Source organism: Actinoplanes sp. CA-142083 (assembly GCF_050942195.1).
Lineage (GTDB): Bacteria > Actinomycetota > Actinomycetes > Mycobacteriales > Micromonosporaceae > Actinoplanes.
In genome coordinates, this window is the sequence record NZ_CP192076.1 from 1,683,928 (window position 1) to 1,702,331 (window position 18,404).

The following is an 18,404-nucleotide window of genomic DNA, read 5'->3' on the forward strand; positions in this document are numbered from 1 at the left end:
CTACTACATCGGCAAGGGTGACGGGACGCTTAGGCTGAGATCATGACGGCGCTCGACGCCCAGCGGTGGGTCCCAGAACCGACCAAGGACAGCGGATACGGACGAACCCCCTACCAGCGGGATCGGGCGCGGGTGCTGCATTCGGCCGGCTTTCGCCGGCTGGCGTCCAAGACCCAGGTGCACACGGCCGGGTCCGACGACTTCTTGCGTACGCGTCTGACGCACTCCCTCGAGGTGGCCCAGATCTCCCGCGAGATGGGCGCCCGCCTCGGCTGCGACCCGGATGTGGTCGACGTCGCCGGGCTCGCCCACGACCTCGGCCACCCACCCTTCGGCCACAACGGCGAAACCGCCCTCGACGAGGCCGCCCGGGCCTGCGGAGGCTTCGAGGGCAACGCGCAGACCCTGCGGGTGCTCACCCGGCTCGAGGCCAAGGTCCCCGGCGCCGGCCTCAATCTCACCCGCGCCTCTCTCGACGCGTGCAGCAAATACCCCTGGCCGCGCAAGGACGGCTACCGCAAGTTCGGCATCTACTCCGACGACCGGCCGGTCTTCGACTGGATGCGCCTCGACGGCCTGGGGGAGCGCCGCTGCCTCGAGGCGCAGGTCATGGACTGGGCCGACGACGTCGCCTATTCGGTCCACGACGTCGAGGACGGTGTGCACGGCGGCTACCTCTCCCTGCGGCCGCTGCTCGACGACCCGGCCGAGCGCGCCGAGCTCTGCGCCGACGTCGCCGCGACCTACTCCGACGAGCCGGCCGACGCGCTCGCGGCCGCCCTCGACCAGCTGCTCGCCGACCCGGCGGTGGTCCCGGTCGCCGGCTACGACGGCACCTACGGCGCCCAGGTCACCCTCAAACGGATGACCAGCGTGCTCACCGGCCGCTTCGTCGCCTCCGCGGTCGGCGCGACCCAGAGCCGGTACGGCACCGATCCGGTGCGGAGATACGACGCCGACCTCATCGTGCCGCGCACCGTGCGTAACCAGTGCGCGTTGCTCAAGGGCATGGCGTTGCGCTACGTGATGCGGTCGCGGGCCGCTGAGGACTGGTATGAGCAGCAGCGGACGATCCTCGTCGAATTGGTGGACGCTCTGACCCGTACGCCATCGGGTCTGGACGTGGTTTTTGGGCCTTTGTTCGAGACCGCCGAGAGTGACGCCGCGGCACTCAGAGTGGTGGTCGACCAGGTCGCGTCCCTCACCGACCACGCCGCGGTGGCATGGCACAGGACCCTGGTGGCGGCGCGGGCGTAGCGCGAGGCAGGATGTATGCCGTGGCGGGCAGGGTCAAGGACGAGGACATCGCGCTGGTCCGGGACCGGACGTCGATCGACGACATCATCAGCGAGACGGTGACGCTGCGCCCGGCGGGCGGCGGCAACCTGAAGGGCCTGTGCCCCTTCCACGACGAGAAGACCCCGTCGTTCACCGTTGCCCCAGCTCGCGGCGTGTATTACTGCCACGGCTGCGGTCAGGGCGGCGACGCCATCAAGTTCCTGATGGACGCGGAGCATCTCTCGTTCATCGAGTCGGTCGAGCGGCTCGCGTCGCGGGCCGGCATTCAGCTGCGCTACGACATCGACAACTCGCCGAGCGCGCCGCGCCCGCAGGCCGGGCAGCGTCAGCGGTTGCTGTCGGCGCACGTCGCGGCGTTCGAGTTCTATCGCGACCAGCTTTCGACGCCGGGCGCGCGCAAGGCGCGCGAGTTTCTCGCGCAGCGCGGGTTCGGGCGTGACGCCGCCGAGAGGTACGGGTGTGGCTTCGCCCCCGACTCGTGGGACGCGCTCGCCAAGCACCTGCGGCAGAAGGGCTTCACCGCCGACGAGCTCAACACCGCGGGCCTGACCAAGCCGGCCCGCTCGGGGTCGCTGATCGACCGGTTCCGGCGCCGGCTGCTGTGGCCGATCAAGGACCTGACCGGCGACATTATCGGGTTCGGCGCGCGCAAGCTGTTCGATGACGACGACGGTCCGAAATACCTCAACACCCCCGAGTCGCCGCTGTACAAGAAGTCGCACGTGCTCTACGGCATCGACCAGGCCAAACGCGAGATCGCGAAACGCGGCCGGGCGGTGATCGTCGAGGGGTACACCGACGTGATGGCCTGTCACGAGGCGGGCGAGCCGACGGCGGTGGCGACCTGCGGCACGGCGTTCGGCATCGACCACATCGGGGTGCTGCGGCGGCTGCTGATGGACAGCGACAGCTTCACCGGCGAGATCATCTACACCTTCGACGGCGACGCGGCGGGACAAAAGGCGGCATTGCGGGCGTTCGAGGAGGATCAGCGGTTCGTCGGCCGCACGTTCATCGCCGTCAGTCCCGACAACATGGACCCGTGCGAGCTGCGCCTGGCCAAGGGCGACCTCGCGGTGCGCGACATGATCGCCGGGCGGGAGCCGCTGGTGGACTTCGCGCTGCGCCACACGATTTCGCGCTTCGACCTGGACACGGTCGAGGGGCGGGTCGAGGCGATGCGCAAGGCGGCCCCCCTGGTCGCCAAGATCAAGGACAGGGAAAAGAGGCCGGAGTACGCGCGGAAGCTGGCGGCCGACCTCGGGATGGATCTGGAGCCGGTCCAACGGGCGGTGAACTCGGCGTTGCGGGGCACCGCTCCGGCCGACGCGGCGCCGGCGGCTCGCGCTGCCGAGGCGCCGCAGCGGCTCGTCGAGCGGGAATCGCTGAAGCTCGCCCTGCAGGAGCCGGTGCTGGCCGGTCCGATGTTCGACACGGTCGGCGCCGAGGACTACGTCGACGGCGTCTACCAGGCGATCCGCGCCGCGATCCGGGAGGCCGGCGGCGCGTCGTCGGCGTCGTCCGGCGGGGTGGTGTGGATCGAGAAGGTGCGCGACTCCTGCGACGACCTGGCCGGCAAGGGCCTGATCTCGGAGCTCTCGGTGGAACCGCTGCGCGTGGACGGCGTGGTCGACCCGCGGTACGTGCAGATCACCCTGGCCCGGCTGCAGGCGGGCTCGGTGACCACCCGGATTCGTGATCTCAAGTCGAAGGTCCAGCGGCTCAACCCGGTGGCGCACAAGGATGAATACCTGGCCCTGGCCGGGGAGCTCTTCTCGCTGGAACAGCAGGCGCGCGCGTTGCGCGAACAGGCGGCAGGTGGACTGTGAGTTGGTTACGACGGCGGCCGAAGCTGCCGGCTTCGTTGCGGCCCGCGCTCGGCCCGGAGGAGCGGGTGCTGGCGTGGGCGCCGGTGTCCTCGCCGGACGGCGCGCTGGTGGCCACGAACCAGGGGTTGTGGCTGCCCGATGGCAAGAAGCTGGGCTGGCACGAGATCCACAAGGCGGCGTGGTCGGGGCGGGAGCTGCGGATCACGCCGGCCGAGGTGGCCGAGGTGCGCGACGAGTACGCCGTGCTGATCGACGGTCCGGCGGTGAGCTACCTGCTGCTGGAGCCGGGTGAGCTGCCCGATCAGGTGCGGACCAGGGTGACCCGGTCGGTGGCGTACACGTCGCATCATCCGCTGAACACCGGCGGGGTGCGCGTGGTGGGCCGGCGGGTGCCCGGTCACGACGGCCTGAGCTGGGCCGTTCGCTACGACTCGGGCACGCCGGTGCAGCTGCCGGCGGTGGTCGAGCTGACCGGCGAGCTGGTGTCGGCGGCGCAGGGAGCGACCTCCCCGCGGGATTGAGTTTTTGTCGTACCCCACGCCTAGGGTCGTCGGCGTGGACAACGACTCCCTCATTCACGCGCGTGGCCTGGTCAAGCGATTCGGCGACTTCACCGCGGTCGACGGCATCGACGTCGACGTGCGGCGGGGCGAGGCGTTCGGGTTCCTCGGGCCCAACGGGGCGGGCAAGAGCTCGACCATGCGCATGATCGGGTGTGTGTCGCCGCCGTCGGGCGGGGTGCTGCGCATTCTCGGGCTCGATCCGCAGCGCGACGGTCCGCGCATCCGGGCGCGGCTGGGCGTGTGCCCCCAGCTGGACAATCTGGACATCGAGCTGAATGTCCGGGAGAACCTCACGACCTACGCCCGCTTCTTCGGCATCCCGCGCAAGGTCGCTCGCCGCCGCGCCGACGAGCTGCTCGAGTTCGTGCAGCTCGGTGAGCGGGCCGAGAGCAAGGTCGAGCCGTTGTCCGGCGGGATGAAAAGGCGGCTGACGATCGCCCGCGCCCTGGTCAACGAGCCCGAGATGGTGCTGCTCGACGAGCCGACCACCGGCCTCGACCCGCAGGCGCGGCACCTGGTGTGGGAGCGGTTGTTCCGGCTCAAGCAGCAGGGCGTGACGCTGGTGCTGACCACCCACTACATGGATGAGGCCGAGCAGTTGTGCGACCGGCTCGTGGTGATGGACGGCGGCCGCATCGTCGCCGAGGGCTCGCCGCGCGCATTGATCGAGCAATATTCGACGCGCGAGGTGGTCGAGTTGCGGTTCGCCGCCGAGTCCCAGCATCCGTACGCGGAGAAGCTGGCCGGTCTGGGCGAGCGGCTCGAGGTGCTGCCCGACCGCATCCTGCTCTACGTCGCGGACGGTGACGAGGCGGCGGCCGAAGTGCAGCGGCGGTCGCTGATGCCGGCCAGCGTGCTGGTGCGCCGCAGCAGCCTGGAGGACGTGTTTCTGCACCTCACGGGCCGGACGCTGGTGGACTGATGGGAGCCGGGAAAGAAAACCCCCGCCCCGGGAAGAGCGCCGGGGCGGGAGCCTGTCGGACACCCCAAACCGCCGACTCGGAAGGGTTCGCCGCCAAGATGTCCGACCTTAACGGTAGCTCAGCTGCGACCTTGGGGACAACGCGATGACGCCCGGCGCTTACGTTCTGGAGTACCACCTGGTCAACTACCGCCGCACCTGGCGGTCGAGCGCACTGTCCACACTCGTCATGCCGTTGCTGACGATGCTCGGCTTCGGGGTGGGCGTCGGGGCGTACGTGGCGGGCGGCGTCGACGGAGTGCCCTATCTGGACTGGATCGTGCCCGGCCTGATCGCCTCGACCGCGGTGCAGGCGGCGATCGGCGAGGCGACCTGGCCGGTGCTGAGCTACTTCGAGTGGCTCAAGGTCTACTTCGCGCAGGCGGCGGCCCCGCTGCGGGTGGCCGACATCCTCGGCGGCCATCTCGCTTTCATGCTGTTCCGCATCCTGCTCAGCGCGACCGCGTTCCTCGGCATCGCGGTGCTGTTCGGCGCGGTGCACTCGTGGTGGGCGCCGCTCACGCTGGTGGTGTCGCTGCTGGTGGGCTTCGCGGTGGCCGCGCCCACGGTCGCCTACAGCTCCTGGGTCACCAGCGACAGCTATCTGGCGATCCTGCTGCGGTTCGCGGTGCTGCCGATGTCGCTGTTCTCCGGCGTGTTCTTCCCGATCGAGTCGCTGCCGACGCTGCTGCGCTGGGTGGCGTGGGCGCTGCCGCTCTGGCACGGCGTCGACCTGAGCCGCGACGCCATGCTCGGGCTGACGCCCGGGTGGCTCGGCCTGTGGCACCTGCTCTACCTGCTGGCCTGGTGCGCGCTGGGCTGGTGGCTGGCCCATTCCCGGTTCCGTCGTCGGTTGGTGGTCTGACATGCTGGCCCTGGTTCTGCCCCGTCTGGTCACCTTCGAGGGGACGGGCCGGCGCGCGGCGTCGGTGACCGAGCGCAACATCAACTGCCTGCGCTCGGCGTACTGGGTGGTGATGCTCTCCGGCTTCCTCGAGCCGGTGCTGTACCTGTTCTCGATCGGCGTCGGCGTGGGCGGGCTGATCGGCGACCTGCGGCTGCCCGACGGCCGCCTGGTGGGGTACGCGGAGTTCGTCGCGCCGGCCATGCTCGCGGCCGCGGCCATGTCCGGCGCGCTGTCCGAGACCACGTTCAACTTCTTCGGCAAGATGAAGTTCATGCGCCTCTACGAGGGCATGCTCGCGACGCCGATCCGGCCGATCGAGATCGCCCTCGGCGAGCTGGCGTGGGCGATGGTCCGCGGCGTTCTGTATTCCGCCGCGTTCCTGGTCATCATGGTCGCCCTCGACCTGACCTCGGCCGCGCGCGCCGCCGCGATGTTCCCGGCGACGATCCTGGTCGGCTTCGCCTTCGGCGCGCTCGGCATGGCCACCTCGACCGTCATCCGGAGCTGGCAGGACTTCGACCTGATCGCGTCGGCCCAGTTCGCCCTGTTCCTGTTCTCCGGCACGTTCGTCCCGCCCACGGCCTATCCCACTCCGGTCCGCTGGCTGATCGAGGTGACCCCGCTGTACCGCTCGGTCGACCTGACCCGGGCGCTGAGCCTCGGCCCGGTGGGCGCGCTGCAGCTGCTCGACGTCCTCTACCTGCTGGCGATGCTCGCCCTCGGCCTCACCGTGGCGGGCCGCCGCATGGGCAAGATGCTGTGCAAATGAGCCGGCTACGTGTCGTCGTGCTTCTTGAGCTTGCGGGTGTCGCGCAGCTCGAGGAACGGCTCGTCGCCCGGGTCGTGGCCCGCCGCGATGGCGCGTCCTCGTTCCAGCTCGGCGTCGAGCTCGGCGCCCATCAGGATCGCGATGTTGGTGATCCACAGCCACACCAGGAAGGCGATGACGCCACCCAGCGTGCCGTAGGTCTTGGAGTAGTTGGCGAAGTTCGCCAGGTAGATCGCGAACGCGCCGGAGGCGGCCAGCCACAGCACCACCGCGAAGATGCCGCCCGGGCTCACCCAGCGGAAACCGCCGGTCTTGGCGTTCGGCGAGGCCCAGTAGAGGATCGCGAACATCAAGCTGACCAGCACCACCAGCACCGGCCACTTGGCGACGTTCCAGACCGTGACGGCCACGCCGCCGAAACCGAGCTTCTCGCCGACCACGCGCGCCAGATCGCCGGTGAAGACCACGATGAAGGCCGAGGCGATCAACATGACACCGACGACCGCGGTGACACCGACCCGGATGGGCAGCGTCTTCCAGATCGGCCGCCCTTCCGGCACGTCATAGACCACGTTGGATGCCCGCATGAAGGCCGCGACATATCCGGAGGCCGACCAGAAGGCCAGCACGAGACCGATGATCGCCGTGAAACTGGCCGCCCCCGAGTCGTTGACCTGCTTCAGCACGGTGTTCACCAGGTCGCGGATCTGCTCGTTGCCGGTCAGCTCGTTGATCGTGTCCTGCACGGTGTCCCGGCCGTTCGAGCTCAGCAGCCCGAGGACCGACACGAGCACCAGCGCCCCCGGGAAGATCGACAGCACGCCGTAATACGTCAGCGCCGCCGCCCAGTCCGAGACGTTGTCCTCCGAGAACTGCCCGAAGGTCCGCTTGAGCGCGGCGAGCCATCCCTTGCCGCGCAGCTGCGTCGGCGAGTCGGGACCGGCCGACGGCGGGACCCCGGGGGGTGATGGCACCTTCCCCTCTTCCCCGACATCGGTGGTCGCCGCCGCGGCGACGTCGTAATCCTCCGCGCCGCGAGCGCGCGCTTCGGCGGCTTCCTTCGACTCAGGAGCCTCTGACTCAGCGGTCGGCGTCGACCCGGGACGGTCATCGTCGGTCCTGCGGCCCAGCTTCATGGCAATCCTCCGGACAGAACGGTGAAGGCCCTCCGCACGTCACCCTCCCCCTCACGTGCGGATACGACCAGTAACGGCATTGCCCACCAAATGCCGATCCGAACCTAGGATCAAACCCCTTTTCGGGTACGAGGCGGGGCCCGCCCCCAACCACAGCAACGTCCGCCTCCGCCGCGCCGCCTCCGCTGCTTGCAACAAAAGGCCGTCCGCGCCCGCCGCTCCACCTGCCCGCCACGCGCCATGCGCTGCGCTCGCCATGCGCTGCGCTCGCCATGCGCTGCGCTCGCCATGCGCTGCGCTCGCCATGCGCTGCGCTCGCCATGCGCTGCGCTCGCCATGCGCTGCGCTCGCCATGCGCTGCGCTCGCCATGCGCTGCGCTCGCCATGCGCTGCGCTCGCCATGCGCTGCGCTCGCCATGCGCTGCGCTCGCCACGCGCTGCGCTCGCCACGCGGTGTGCCCGGCACGCGGTGTGCCCGGCACGCGCTGTGCCCGCGATGCGCTGCGCTCGCCACGCGCTGTGCCCGCCACACGCGCGCATCGCGCAAAACGCGGCGCCCGCCCGCGCTGCGCTTGCAAGGCGCGCGAGCTCGTCAGCGCCCGCCGGCGCCGGCAGCCGCCCGGCGCGCATGTCCGTCGACGCTGGCCGGCGCCGCCCTTGTGCTGAGCGTGCGAGCTCATCAGTGACCGCCGAGTCTGTCGCCCCAGTCGATCTTGGTTAGGCGGAATGCGCTGCCCGCGCGAACTCATCATTGCCGCTGCCGCTGCCGCTGCCGCTGCCGCTGCCCGCTGCCCGCTGCCGGGCGGCGCGAGCCTGATGAGTTGCCGCGCGCTGGGTGCGCGAGTTCATCAAGATCGCCCTCTCGAGGGTGGGGAGGAGCGGGAGGCGCCGCGGCCCTGATGAGTTGCCGCGCGCTGGGTGCGCGAGTTCATCAAGATCGCCCTCTCGAGGGTGGGGAGGAGCGGGAGGCGCCGCGGCCCTGATGAGTTACTGCGTGCTGCGCGCGCCAGTTCATCAAGATCTGCCCCGCAGGGCGGGGGAGCGCTGATGGAGCCGGGAAGTGCGGGGCTTGGTGCGGCGGGGGACTGCGGTTGGGGGCGGTCCGGGCGGCGTACTCTCGTGGGTTTTCGGGAGGTCAAAAGGTGGGTCGCCGTGCCAACTTTTGGCTTGGGAAACAAAAGTTGGAACGGATCTTCTGGAAGGTATGGACTGTTGAGGCGGAACACGCCTAGTGTGACGGGCACAACATCGCGTGATCGAAGCGGTGTTCGTGCAGGTGTCGCGCCTGGAGGTGGCCGTGTTTCTTGCTGACGCCCCGCATTTGCGGGTTCTGCGGCTGCTCCGGGACGAGGGGCCGGTGTCCCGGGCCGAGTTGGGGGACCGGCTCGAGCTGACCCGGCCCCGCCTGCTCGCCGAGGTGGAAAGGCTCGTTGCCGCGGGCCTCATCGCCGAAGCGGGGATGGCCGCCTCGCGGGGTGGCCGGCGGTCGACGCTCGTCGAGATTCATCCGCGGCTGCGGTTCGCGGCCGTCGACCTCGGGGCCAGCTCGATCGACATCGAGGTGACCAACGGGCGGCTCGAGCCGGTGGCGGCCTATCGCGAGCCGGCCGACATCCGCTCCGGCCCCAAGGTGATCCTCCAGCGGGTCAACGAGTTGCTGGCCAAGGCGCGCACCGACGGCGCCTACGAGCGGCTCGACGGGGTGGGCATCGGGGTGCCGGGTCCGGTCAGCTTCCGCGACGGGGTGCCGGTCTCGCCGCCGATCATGCCGGGCTGGGATCGCTATCCGGTGCGTGAGGTGCTCGCCCGCGAGCACGGCTGCCCGGCCGTGGTGGACAACGACGTCAACATCATGGCGATCGGCGAGCGGCACGGCGGGGTCGCGCACTCGGTCGACGACTTCCTCTTCGTGAAGATCGGGACCGGAATAGGGTGTGGGATCCACCTGGCCGGCACCGTCTATCGCGGGGTGGACGGCTGCGCCGGCGACATCGGGCACATCCAGGTCGACGCCAACGGGCCGGTCTGCTCGTGCGGCAACACCGGTTGTCTCGAGGCGCTGTTCAGCGGCGCCGCGCTGGCCCGGGACGCGCTCGCGGCAGCCCGGGCGGGGGATTCCCCGGCGCTGGCCGAGCGGCTGGCGGCGAGCGACGGCGGCGACCTCAGCGCCAAAGATGTCGCCGACGGGGCCGCCGAGGGCGACGTCACCTGCATCCGGCTGATCCGGGAGGGGGGCAGGCGGGTCGGCGGGGTGCTGGCCACGCTGGTCTCGTTCGCCAACCCGTCGATGATCGTGATCGGGGGTGGGTTGGCCCAGCTCGGGCATGTGCTACTAGCCGAGATCAGGAGCGTGGTCTACCGGCGGTCGTTGCCGCTCGCCACGGGAAACCTGCCGGTGGTCCTCTCCGAGCTGGAGGGACGCGCCGGCGTGACCGGGGCGGCGGTGCTCGCCTCCGACATGGCCTTCGAGCAGGCGTCATGACCGCCCCGGAAGGAAAAGCGGAGAAAGAAGTCGTCCTGCGGCTCACCGACGTGGTCAAGACGTTCCCGGGCGTCCGGGCGCTCGACGGCGTACAGCTCGAGGTGCAGGCCGGCGAGGTGCACTGCCTGCTCGGGCAGAACGGCGCCGGCAAGTCCACGCTGATCAAGGTGCTGGCGGGCGTGCACCACGCCGACGGCGGCGACATCACCTGGCTCGGCGAGCCGTTCGCGCCGGCCACGCCGCAGGCCGCCATGCGGGCCGGCATCGCCACCATCTATCAGGAGCTCGACCTGGTCGACGACCTCTCGGTGGCGGAAAACGCGTTCCTCGGTCACGAGGAGGCGAAGTTCGGTTTCACCCGGCGCCGCAGCGCGGCCGAGAAGACCAGGGAGATCCTGGCCCGGCTGGGACACGCCGAGATCGGGCCGCGTACCAAGGTGGACAAGCTGCCCGCGGCCGGCAAGCAGATCGTCAGCATGGCGCGGGCCCTCTCGCACGACGCCAAGCTGATCGTCATGGACGAGCCCAGCGCCGTGCTCGCTCATGACGAGGTGGCAAACCTGTTCCGCATCATCCGCGACCTGACCTCGCACGGCATCGCGGTCATCTACATCTCGCACCGGCTGGCCGAGATCCGCGAGATCGGCGACCGCGTGACGGTCCTCAAGGACGGCCGCACGACGGCGGCCAACCTGCCGGCCCGCACCACGCCGACCCGGGAGCTGGTCGGCAAGATGACCGGCCGGAGCATCGAGTACGTCTTCCCCCCGAGGCCGGCGCGACAGGAGAAACCGCCGATCCTCGTGGTCGAGGGACTGACCAGGCACGGCGAGTTCGTCGACGCGAGCCTCACGGTCGCGCCCGGCGAGATCGTGGGAATCGCCGGGCTGGTCGGGTCGGGCCGCTCCGAGCTGCTCGAGACCATTTTCGGGGCGCGACGCCCGGACGCCGGCACGGTCACCATGGACGGGCAGCGGATCACCGGGGTGGGGCGGGCCGTCAAGAAGGGCATCGGCATGGCCCCCGAGGAGCGCAAGAGCCAGGCTCTGCTGCTCGACGAGCCGGTCTACAAGAACATGACCCTCTCGTCGTTCGCCGGGTTCGCGCGGGCCGGCTTCACCGCCGCCCGCGACGAGCGCGCGGCCGCTCTCAAGACCGCCGACCTGCTGGAGCTGCGCCCGCGCGACGTGGACCGGCCGGCCCGCACGCTCTCGGGCGGCAACCAGCAGAAGGTCGTGGTCGGCCGCTGGCTGCTCGACAAGACCCGGCTGTTGCTGCTCGACGAGCCGACCCGGGGCGTGGACGTGGGCGCCCGCGCCGAGCTCTACCAGGTGATCCGGGGGCTGGCCGCCGACGGGGTGGCCGTGCTGCTGGTCTCCAGCGAGGTGCCCGAGGTGCTGGGTCTGGCCGACCGGGTGCTGGTGATGCGCGAGGGCCACCTCATCCACGAGGCGCCGGCCGACGAGTTGGACGAAGACACCGTGCTCGACCTCGTGATGGCGGGGTCGCTCCTGGAGGGGGAACCCGCATGATCGCCGAAACGGCGCCCGCCGCCAGGAAGTGGCGGATCGATGACAACACGGCGCGGAACCTGGGTCTCGTCGGTGTGCTGGTCCTCTTGGTGATCATCGGGATCATCACCAAGCCTGACCTGTACTCCGACCCGACCTGGGTGCGCAACAACTTCCTGACGATCCTGCAGCAGGCGTCGGCGATCGGCGTGGTCACGGTCGGCATGACCTTCGTGATCATCGGGGGCGGCATCGACCTCTCGGTCGGCGCGATCATCGCGCTCGCCGGGGTCTGGTGCACGACGCTGGCGACCCAGAGCTACGGCGCGACCGGCATGATCTTCACGGCGCTGGTGGTGGGCATCGCCGTCGGGCTGGTCAACGGCGTGCTCATCTCGTACGGCCGGTTGGTGCCTTTTATCGCGACGCTGGCCATGCTGGTGTCGGCGCGCGGCCTGGCGGCCCAGATCTCGGGGAAGCAGACCCAGGTGTCGGCGAACGACACCATCAACGCCATCGCGACGACGAAACTCCTCGGCGTACCCCTGCTGGTCTGGATGTTGGCGGTTGTCGTCGCGGCCGGGTGGGTCCTGCTGAATCGCACGACCTTCGGACGGCGCACGGTCGCGGTCGGCGGCAACCCGGAGGCGGCGCGGCTGGCCGGCATCAACGTCAAGCGCCACACCGTGCTGCTCTACGCGCTCTCCGGCCTGTGCTGCGGCATCGCCGCGATCATGTTGACGTCCCAGGCGACCAGCGCGCAGGCCGCCATGGCGAACTTGTACGAACTGGACGCGATCGCCGCGGCGATCATCGGCGGCACGTTGCTCAGCGGCGGCCGCGGCACCATCATCGGCGCCCTCTTCGGGGTGCTGGTCTTCTCCACCATCACCAACCTCTTCGCGATCAACAACCTCTCCACCGAGGTCCAGAACATGGTCAAGGGCGGCATCATCGTCGCCGCCGTCTTGATCCAGCAGTTCCGCTATCGCTCGTTGACGCAACTCCTCAAGCGCTGACCACTCCCGGCCCGCAAACCGGGTCCCCCTTGGAGGAATCATGTCCGCTTTGTCCCGTAGGCGCGTTCTGTTCGGCGGCGCGGCCGTCGGCGCCGGCGCGCTCCTGACCGCCTGCACGAGCAACGACCCCGGCACCGACGCGCAGGTGAAGACCAACTCCAGCGGCGACGCCAACGCCGCGCCCGGCACCAAGGTCGTGATCGGATTCTCCGCGCCCGCCGCCGACCACGGCTGGATCGCGGCGATCACCAACAACGCGAAGGCGCAGGCCGCCGCGTACTCCGACGTGGAGCTCAAGACCGTCGAGGCCGGCGCCGACGCCGCCGCTCAGAGGGCCGCGCTGGCCACGCTGATCGCGCAGAAGCCCAGCGTGATCGTGATGCTCCCGCACGACGGCAAGGAGCTGAACGCGACCGGCCTCGAGGCGATGCGAGCCGGCATCCCGGTGGTCAACCTCGACCGCGCGTTCCCCTCCGCCGCCGCGTACCGCCTGCAGATCAAGGGCGACAACTACGGCATGGGCCTGGCCGCCGGGCAGTACATCGGCGAGCAGCTCAAGACCAAGGGCGTGACCAACCCGATCATCGGGGAGATCCCCGGCATCGACTCGCTCGAGCTCACCCAGGAGCGCACGCAGGGCTTCAACACCGCCCTCGCGGTGTACGGCTTCAAGGTCGCCAACCGCCGGCCGGCGGAGTTCACGGCCGACTCGGGCCAGGCGGCCGCGACCGCGCTGCTGCAGGCGCTGCCCAAGATGGACGCGCTGTGGAACCACGACGACGACCAGGGCATCGGCGTGCTCGCCGCGATCAAGCAGGCGAACCGCAGCGAGTTCTTCATGGTCGGCGGCGCGGGCTCGAAGGCGGCGATCGACTCGATCGCCAAGGACGACCTGGTCCTCAAGGCGACGGTCACCTACAGCCCGTCGATGGCGTCCTCGGCGATCTCCCTGGCCCGGCTGATCGGGCAGGGCAAGGGGATGAGCGACCTGGTGGAGCTGCAGGTTCCCAAGGAGATCACGCTCGCGTCGGAGACGATCACCAAGGAAAACGCTTCGAAGTACGCGAAGCTGGGCTTTTAAGGGGATATTTCATGTCGGAACAGCTGCGGGTCGGCATGGTCGGTTATGCGTTCATGGGCGCCGCGCACTCCCAGGCGTGGCGTTCCGTGAACCATTTCTTCGACCTGCCGCTGTCGGCACGGATGCGGGTGGTGAGCGGTCGTTCCCCCGAGGGGGTAGCGGCCGCCGCTACCAAGCTCGGCTGGGAGTCGCACACCACGGACTGGCGTTCACTTGTCGAGCGCGACGACGTCGATCTGGTCGACATCTGCACCCCGGGTGACACGCACGCGGAGATCGCGCTGGCGGCGCTCGCGGCCGGCAAACACGTGCTGTGCGAGAAACCCCTGGCCAATTCGGTGGCTGAGGCGAGAGAGATGGTCGCGGCCGCGGCCGCTGCACAAGCCCATGGCGTACGGGCGATGTGCGGCTTCAACTACCGGCGGGTGCCCGCCGTGGCGCTGATGCGGCAGATGGTCGCCGACGGACGGATCGGCGCCATCCGGCACGTGCGGGCCGTCTACCTCCAGGACTGGATCGTCGATCCGAGCTTTCCCCTGGTGTGGCGGCTACGCAAAGAGGTCGCCGGCTCGGGGGCGCTCGGTGACATCGGGGCGCACATCATCGACCTGACCCAGTACGTGACCGGGCAGTCGATCACTTCGGTGTCGGCGCTGACGGAGACTTTCGTCCGGGAGCGCCCCCTGCCGTCGGCGTCCTCCGGCCTGGCCGCGTCGGCCTCCTCCGCCGAAACGGGCGAGGTCACCGTCGACGACGCGGCGCTCTTCCTCGCCCGGCTCAACGGGGGAGCGATCGCGACCTACGAGGCGACCCGCTTCGCCACCGGCCGCAAGAACGGGCTGCGGGTTGAGCTCAACGGTTCGCTCGGGTCGCTGGTCTTCGATTTCGAGCGGATGAACGAGCTGTCCTTCTACGACGGCGGGCTGCCCGGCGACGAGCAGGGCTTCAGCCGGATCCTAGTGACCGAGCCGTCGCACCCGTACATGGCGGCCTGGTGGCCGGCCGGGCACCCGATCGGCTACGAGCACACCTTCACCCACGAGATGCGCGACCTCATCGAGGCTATCGGCACGGGGACCGACCCCACGCCGTCCTTCTCGGACGCGCTGCAGGTCCAGTTGGTCCTCGACGCCGTCTCCCAGTCCGCCGAGACGTCGCAGTGGACGAAGGTCGAGGAGATCTAGTTACGTCCGTCGCAGGCCGGCGAGGGACGGCGCGGTTGCGCCCGCGCCGGCCGGCCCGCGGCGGGATGTTTGCGGCCGCCCGGCTCCCCGGGCGGCCGCAAGATTTTTTGTTGCCCGGTCACCCGCGTGCGCCCGCACGGGTGATCGTCGTGTGCGTGTCCGAACGTGCAGATAGCGCACATAGATAGCGCTCTCCGAGGCCTTTGAAGCCCACCCGTACACCGTCCTACCGGCAGGTCACCCTATCCGCGCGCATTTATGAATGCCGATCTTCCCGCGGCCCTCCGATCATGTCCGCGCCGGTCACCGCGTCGCACGGTCCGTACGCCGCTGATCCTGTGGGCGCATGACGCTCGTATCCGAGGTCGAGTGGACCCCACGGATGGAGGCGTCATGGCAACGCGACGGACCGCACCGCGCGCGTCGAGCATCGGCGGCGGCATGGTCCATACTGGACGCCACAGCACGCGCGGATGCACGTGCAGATGCACCGGCACCCTCGCCCGGGGAGGACACTGATGCGGCTGAGACATCCTTCCGGCCGGATCGTGCACCTCAGCGTCGAGATCGCCGCGCGACCCGAGAGCAATCTACCGGGTGTCGTCGGGCGGCTCGACACGTACGGCGCGGTCCGTGCCCGCCTCGGCGCCGACCTGCTCGGCGTCAACCTCTGGCTTCCCCCGACGCTCGCCGCCGCCCTTGCCGTCGAGAGCCGCGCCCGCACCCGGCTTCGTGCCGAACTCGACGCCCGCCGCCTCGAGGTCGTTACGTTGAGTGGCGCGCCCTTCGGCGAGGGTGGCGGCGAGCAGCCCCCCGCCTGGACCGAGCCCGCCCGCCGTGAGTATACGCTCGACCTCGCCCGCACCCTGCTCGACCTCCTCGACGAGGACGCCGTCCGCGGCGCCGTCAGCACCATCGGCCTCGGCCCGCGCGCCGGCTGGGCCGAGGCCTCCGACAAGGCGAGCGCCGGCATCCTGCGCCGCCTGTCCGCCGGGCTGGCCGACCTCGCCTGGCAGAACGGCCGGGCCGTCCGGGTCGGCTTCCAGCCCGGTCCCGGCGCGGTGCTCGACAGCCCCGAGCAGACCGTCGCCGCGCTCAGCCGCATCGATAAGGAGCGGCTGGGCGTCTGCCTCGACCTCGGTCACGTGGCGCGCACGTGGCCCGACCCGGCCGCCGGCATCGAGTCCCTCACCGACGCCGGGCTGTCCATCATCGAGGTTCGTCTCGCGGCGGTGCCGGGCGGGACGACCGAGGCATGGCGGTCCGGGCTGCGGCAGGTGTTCGGCGCCGGCGGGCCCCTCACCGAATATCTGACCCTGCTCAGCCGGACCCCCGACCCGACCCCCGAGCAGGTGGCGGGCGACGTGGCGTACCTGTTGGCGGAGCTCGCGGCGATCGGCCTCGCGCCGGAGAACGAGCCCTGCCCCGCCCGCTGATTTTTCGATAGGGTTGGTTCGGCGGACCGTTCGGGAGGCGCAACCCCGGCCGGTCGCGACGCCACGTGAACACCATCTGTTTCCGGCCGGTCCTCCCTCGCCGTCCGCCGTTTTCGGCTGCGATCAGGGAGTTGCACGACATGGCCCGACCCATCACGCTCTTCACCGGCCAGTGGGCTGACCTGCCCTTCGACGACGTCTGCCGGCTGGCCTCCGAGTGGGGCTACGACGGACTCGAGATCGCCTGCTGGGGCGATCACTTCGAGGTCGACCGGGCGCTCGCCGAGCCCGACTACATCGACCACAAGCGCTCCGTGCTGGAGAAGCACGGCCTGAAGGTCTTCGCGATCTCCAACCACCTCGTCGGGCAGGCCGTCTGCGACCACCCGATCGACGAGCGGCACCAGGACATCCTCCCCGCCGCCATCTGGGGCGACGGCGATCCCGAGGGCGTGCGGAGCCGGGCCGCCGAGCGGATGAAGGACACCGCCCGTGCCGCCGCGCGCCTCGGCGTGAAGACCGTCGTCGGGTTCACCGGCTCGTCGATCTGGCACACGGTCGCGATGTTCCCGCCCGCCTCGCAAGCCATGATCGACCGCGGCTACCAGGACTTCGCCGACCGGTGGAACCCGATTCTCGACGTGTTCGACGAGGAGGGGGTGCGCTTCGCGCACGAGGTGCATCCAAGCGAGATCGCGTACGACTACTGGACCACCCGCCGGACCCTGGAGGCGATCGGGAACCGGCCCGCCTTCGGCCTGAACTGGGACCCGTCGCACTTCGTCTGGCAGGACCTCGACCCGGTCAACTTCATCCTCGAGTTCAAGGACCTGATCTACCACGTCGACTGCAAGGACGCGAAGGTACGCACCGGCGACGGCCGCCGGGGCCGGCTGAGCTCGCACCTGCCCTGGGCCGACCTGCGTCGCGGCTGGGACTTCGTCTCCACCGGCCACGGCGACGTGCCGTGGGAGGACTGCTTCCGCGCGCTCAACGCGATCGGCTACGACGGCCCGATCTCGATCGAGTGGGAGGACGCCGGCATGGACCGGCTGGTCGGCGCGCCGGAGGCGTTGAAGTTCGTGCGCCGTCTGGCCTTCGACGCGCCCTCGGCAGCGTTCGACGCGGCGTTCTCGTCGTCGTCCTGAATGTTGTCGTCCTGAATGTTGTCGTCCTGAATGTTGTCGTCCTGTATCACGAGCCCGACGGCGATCGCGATCGCCAGGGCCAGGCGGGCGTCGTTCCAGAGCGCCGTGGACGGGAGCAGCATCACGGCGAGGATCGCCCAGCGCCAGGCCTCGTGGCGTAGCGGCAGGAAGGCGGCCAGGACCAGCCAGATCTGGTGGTGGGTCCACGAGACGGGGGAGAAGACGACGCTCGCGGCGCCGACGATGACGGTCGCCGCGAGCCAGTCTTTCTTGCGGGCCTGCCTCAAGGCCAGCAGGACGACGACGCCGCCCAGCAGCAGGGCGATCGCGGCGCGCGGGGTGTCGGGGACGCCGAGGCGGAGCAGGGCGGCGTTGAGGCTCTGGTTGCCGGGCGACTCGATGACGCCGATACGGTCGACGTCGCGTACCTCGGTCAGCCAGTAGCGCAGCGAATCCCCGGGCAGGACAAGGGCGGCGAGGAGGCCGCAGGCGGCGAACGTGGCGGTGGCGATCGCGGCCGGCCGGCGCTCGCCGCGCAGCCACAGCATCGGGATGAAGATCAGCGGAGTGAGCTTGATCGCCGCGGCCAGGCCGATGAGGACCGGTTTGCGGGACCGAACCATCAGGGCGAGAAAGAGGCTCACCTGCCCGAGTCGCAGATCCGAGGAGACCGGGGCGGACAGAAAGAGCGCCAGGGCAGCGAGCGGCGCGTTGGCCTGGCGAGCGATGGCGTAGACGGCGGCGACCGTGCCGAGGGTCCAGGCGATCTGCACGGCCAGCGGCGGGAGGAACGTCAGCGGCAGGAAGACCAGGGCGGCGAACGGCGGGTACGTGAAGGGCGCGCCGCTGATGATGAAGTCGTAGAGGCCGTCGCCGTTGCGCAGGTCGGTCACCGCGCCGAGGTAGACGCCGAGGTCGGTGAGGCGGCCGCCGGCGGGACGCAGCAGAAAGGCGTAGGCCGTCACAGTCGCGATCAATGCGGCGGGAAGCCTGCCTACCATAGTCGCTCCTCTACATAGGGTCGCGGAGTGGGCTTGGTGGTGGCGTCTGTCAGGTCTGGGGCGGCCGCGGCGTGGTTA

General features: G+C 70.1%; 14 protein-coding genes and 1 pseudogene. 13 read left to right on the forward strand and 2 right to left on the reverse strand.

What is annotated here, in order from left to right; translation table 11 throughout:
• Nucleotides 1-42: 42 nt before the first annotated feature.
• The 6 genes from ACQPZX_RS08105 (at nucleotide 43) to ACQPZX_RS08130 (ending at nucleotide 6,328) form a co-directional block, all read left to right on the forward strand.
• Nucleotides 43-1,257 (forward strand): deoxyguanosinetriphosphate triphosphohydrolase, encoded by a 1,215-nt coding sequence (locus ACQPZX_RS08105; protein ID WP_433376581.1) that lies wholly within the window; start codon nucleotides 43-45, stop codon nucleotides 1,255-1,257.
• 11 nt (nucleotides 1,258-1,268) lie between these two features.
• On the forward strand, nucleotides 1,269-3,128 hold the full coding sequence (dnaG, locus tag ACQPZX_RS08110) for a DNA primase (protein ID WP_433376583.1): 1,860 nt from the start codon (nucleotides 1,269-1,271) through the stop codon (nucleotides 3,126-3,128).
• Nucleotides 3,125-3,649: a hypothetical protein gene (locus ACQPZX_RS08115; protein WP_433376586.1), complete on the forward strand. Its 525-nt coding sequence runs from the start codon at nucleotides 3,125-3,127 to the stop codon at nucleotides 3,647-3,649. Before dnaG ends, ACQPZX_RS08115 begins: the two co-directional genes overlap by 4 nt.
• Nucleotides 3,650-3,683: 34 nt before the next feature.
• Nucleotides 3,684-4,613, forward strand: coding sequence for an ABC transporter ATP-binding protein (locus ACQPZX_RS08120; protein WP_433376589.1), 930 nt, complete (start codon nucleotides 3,684-3,686; stop codon nucleotides 4,611-4,613).
• A 145-nt stretch (nucleotides 4,614-4,758) separates the two neighbouring features.
• The gene (locus tag ACQPZX_RS08125; RefSeq protein ID WP_433376592.1) at nucleotides 4,759-5,517 is read left to right on the forward strand and encodes an ABC transporter permease; all 759 of its coding nucleotides are present in this window, start codon (nucleotides 4,759-4,761) and stop codon (nucleotides 5,515-5,517) included.
• A 1-nt stretch (nucleotide 5,518) separates the two neighbouring features.
• Nucleotides 5,519-6,328, forward strand: a complete 810-nt coding sequence (locus ACQPZX_RS08130; protein ID WP_433376595.1) for an ABC transporter permease — start codon at nucleotides 5,519-5,521, stop codon at nucleotides 6,326-6,328.
• Nucleotides 6,329-6,333: 5 nt separating this feature from the next.
• On the opposite strand, the gene ACQPZX_RS08135 is transcribed toward ACQPZX_RS08130, so the two are convergent.
• On the reverse strand, nucleotides 6,334-7,302 hold the full coding sequence (locus ACQPZX_RS08135) for a YihY/virulence factor BrkB family protein (protein WP_433376598.1): 969 nt from the start codon (nucleotides 7,300-7,302) through the stop codon (nucleotides 6,334-6,336).
• Nucleotides 7,303-8,755: 1,453 nt separating this feature from the next.
• Between ACQPZX_RS08135 and ACQPZX_RS08140 the strand changes: the two genes are divergently transcribed.
• From ACQPZX_RS08140 to ACQPZX_RS08170, 7 genes are all read left to right on the forward strand, one after another.
• Nucleotides 8,756-9,946: an ROK family protein gene (locus ACQPZX_RS08140; RefSeq protein ID WP_433385090.1), complete on the forward strand. Its 1,191-nt coding sequence runs from the start codon at nucleotides 8,756-8,758 to the stop codon at nucleotides 9,944-9,946.
• Nucleotides 9,943-11,478, forward strand: a complete 1,536-nt coding sequence (locus tag ACQPZX_RS08145; RefSeq protein WP_433376601.1) for a sugar ABC transporter ATP-binding protein — start codon at nucleotides 9,943-9,945, stop codon at nucleotides 11,476-11,478. The genes ACQPZX_RS08140 and ACQPZX_RS08145 overlap by 4 nt, the downstream gene beginning before the upstream one ends.
• Nucleotides 11,475-12,476 carry an ABC transporter permease gene (locus ACQPZX_RS08150; RefSeq protein ID WP_433376604.1) on the forward strand — a complete coding sequence of 334 codons (1,002 nt, stop codon included), beginning with the start codon at nucleotides 11,475-11,477 and terminating at the stop codon, nucleotides 12,474-12,476. The genes ACQPZX_RS08145 and ACQPZX_RS08150 overlap by 4 nt, the downstream gene beginning before the upstream one ends.
• A 40-nt stretch (nucleotides 12,477-12,516) precedes the next feature.
• Complete coding sequence (locus ACQPZX_RS08155) at nucleotides 12,517-13,557, forward strand: substrate-binding domain-containing protein (protein ID WP_433376607.1); 1,041 nt, start codon at nucleotides 12,517-12,519, stop codon at nucleotides 13,555-13,557.
• 11 nt (nucleotides 13,558-13,568) lie between these two features.
• Entirely contained in the window at nucleotides 13,569-14,741 is a 1,173-nt protein-coding gene (locus ACQPZX_RS08160; protein WP_433376610.1) for a Gfo/Idh/MocA family protein, read from the forward strand.
• Nucleotides 14,742-15,259: 518 nt separating this feature from the next.
• Complete coding sequence (locus ACQPZX_RS08165; RefSeq protein WP_433376613.1) at nucleotides 15,260-16,177, forward strand: sugar phosphate isomerase/epimerase family protein; 918 nt, start codon at nucleotides 15,260-15,262, stop codon at nucleotides 16,175-16,177.
• 140 nt (nucleotides 16,178-16,317) lie between these two features.
• A complete protein-coding gene (locus ACQPZX_RS08170; RefSeq protein ID WP_433376616.1) occupies nucleotides 16,318-17,325 on the forward strand; it encodes a sugar phosphate isomerase/epimerase family protein in 1,008 nt (335 codons plus the stop codon).
• A gap of 272 nt (nucleotides 17,326-17,597) precedes the next feature.
• Here the strand turns inward: ACQPZX_RS08170 and ACQPZX_RS08175 are convergent.
• Nucleotides 17,598-18,326 (reverse strand): annotated as a pseudogene (locus tag ACQPZX_RS08175) (glycosyltransferase 87 family protein); the annotation flags it as partial.
• Nucleotides 18,327-18,404 lie beyond the last annotated feature (78 nt).

Excerpts from the sequence above, each read along its gene's own strand:
- ACQPZX_RS08105 (WP_433376581.1), top strand. The coding sequence starts at position 43 with ATGACGGCGCTCGACGCCCAGCGGTGGGTCCCAGAACCGACCAAGGAC.
- dnaG (WP_433376583.1), top strand. The coding sequence starts at position 1,269 with ATGTATGCCGTGGCGGGCAGGGTCAAGGACGAGGACATCGCGCTGGTC.
- ACQPZX_RS08125 (WP_433376592.1), top strand. The coding sequence starts at position 4,759 with ATGACGCCCGGCGCTTACGTTCTGGAGTACCACCTGGTCAACTACCGC.
- ACQPZX_RS08130 (WP_433376595.1), top strand. The coding sequence starts at position 5,519 with ATGCTGGCCCTGGTTCTGCCCCGTCTGGTCACCTTCGAGGGGACGGGC.
- ACQPZX_RS08145 (WP_433376601.1), top strand. The coding sequence starts at position 9,943 with ATGACCGCCCCGGAAGGAAAAGCGGAGAAAGAAGTCGTCCTGCGGCTC.
- ACQPZX_RS08150 (WP_433376604.1), top strand. The coding sequence starts at position 11,475 with ATGATCGCCGAAACGGCGCCCGCCGCCAGGAAGTGGCGGATCGATGAC.
- ACQPZX_RS08155 (WP_433376607.1), top strand. The coding sequence starts at position 12,517 with ATGTCCGCTTTGTCCCGTAGGCGCGTTCTGTTCGGCGGCGCGGCCGTC.
- ACQPZX_RS08160 (WP_433376610.1), top strand. The coding sequence starts at position 13,569 with ATGTCGGAACAGCTGCGGGTCGGCATGGTCGGTTATGCGTTCATGGGC.
- ACQPZX_RS08165 (WP_433376613.1), top strand. The coding sequence starts at position 15,260 with ATGCGGCTGAGACATCCTTCCGGCCGGATCGTGCACCTCAGCGTCGAG.
- ACQPZX_RS08170 (WP_433376616.1), top strand. The coding sequence starts at position 16,318 with ATGGCCCGACCCATCACGCTCTTCACCGGCCAGTGGGCTGACCTGCCC.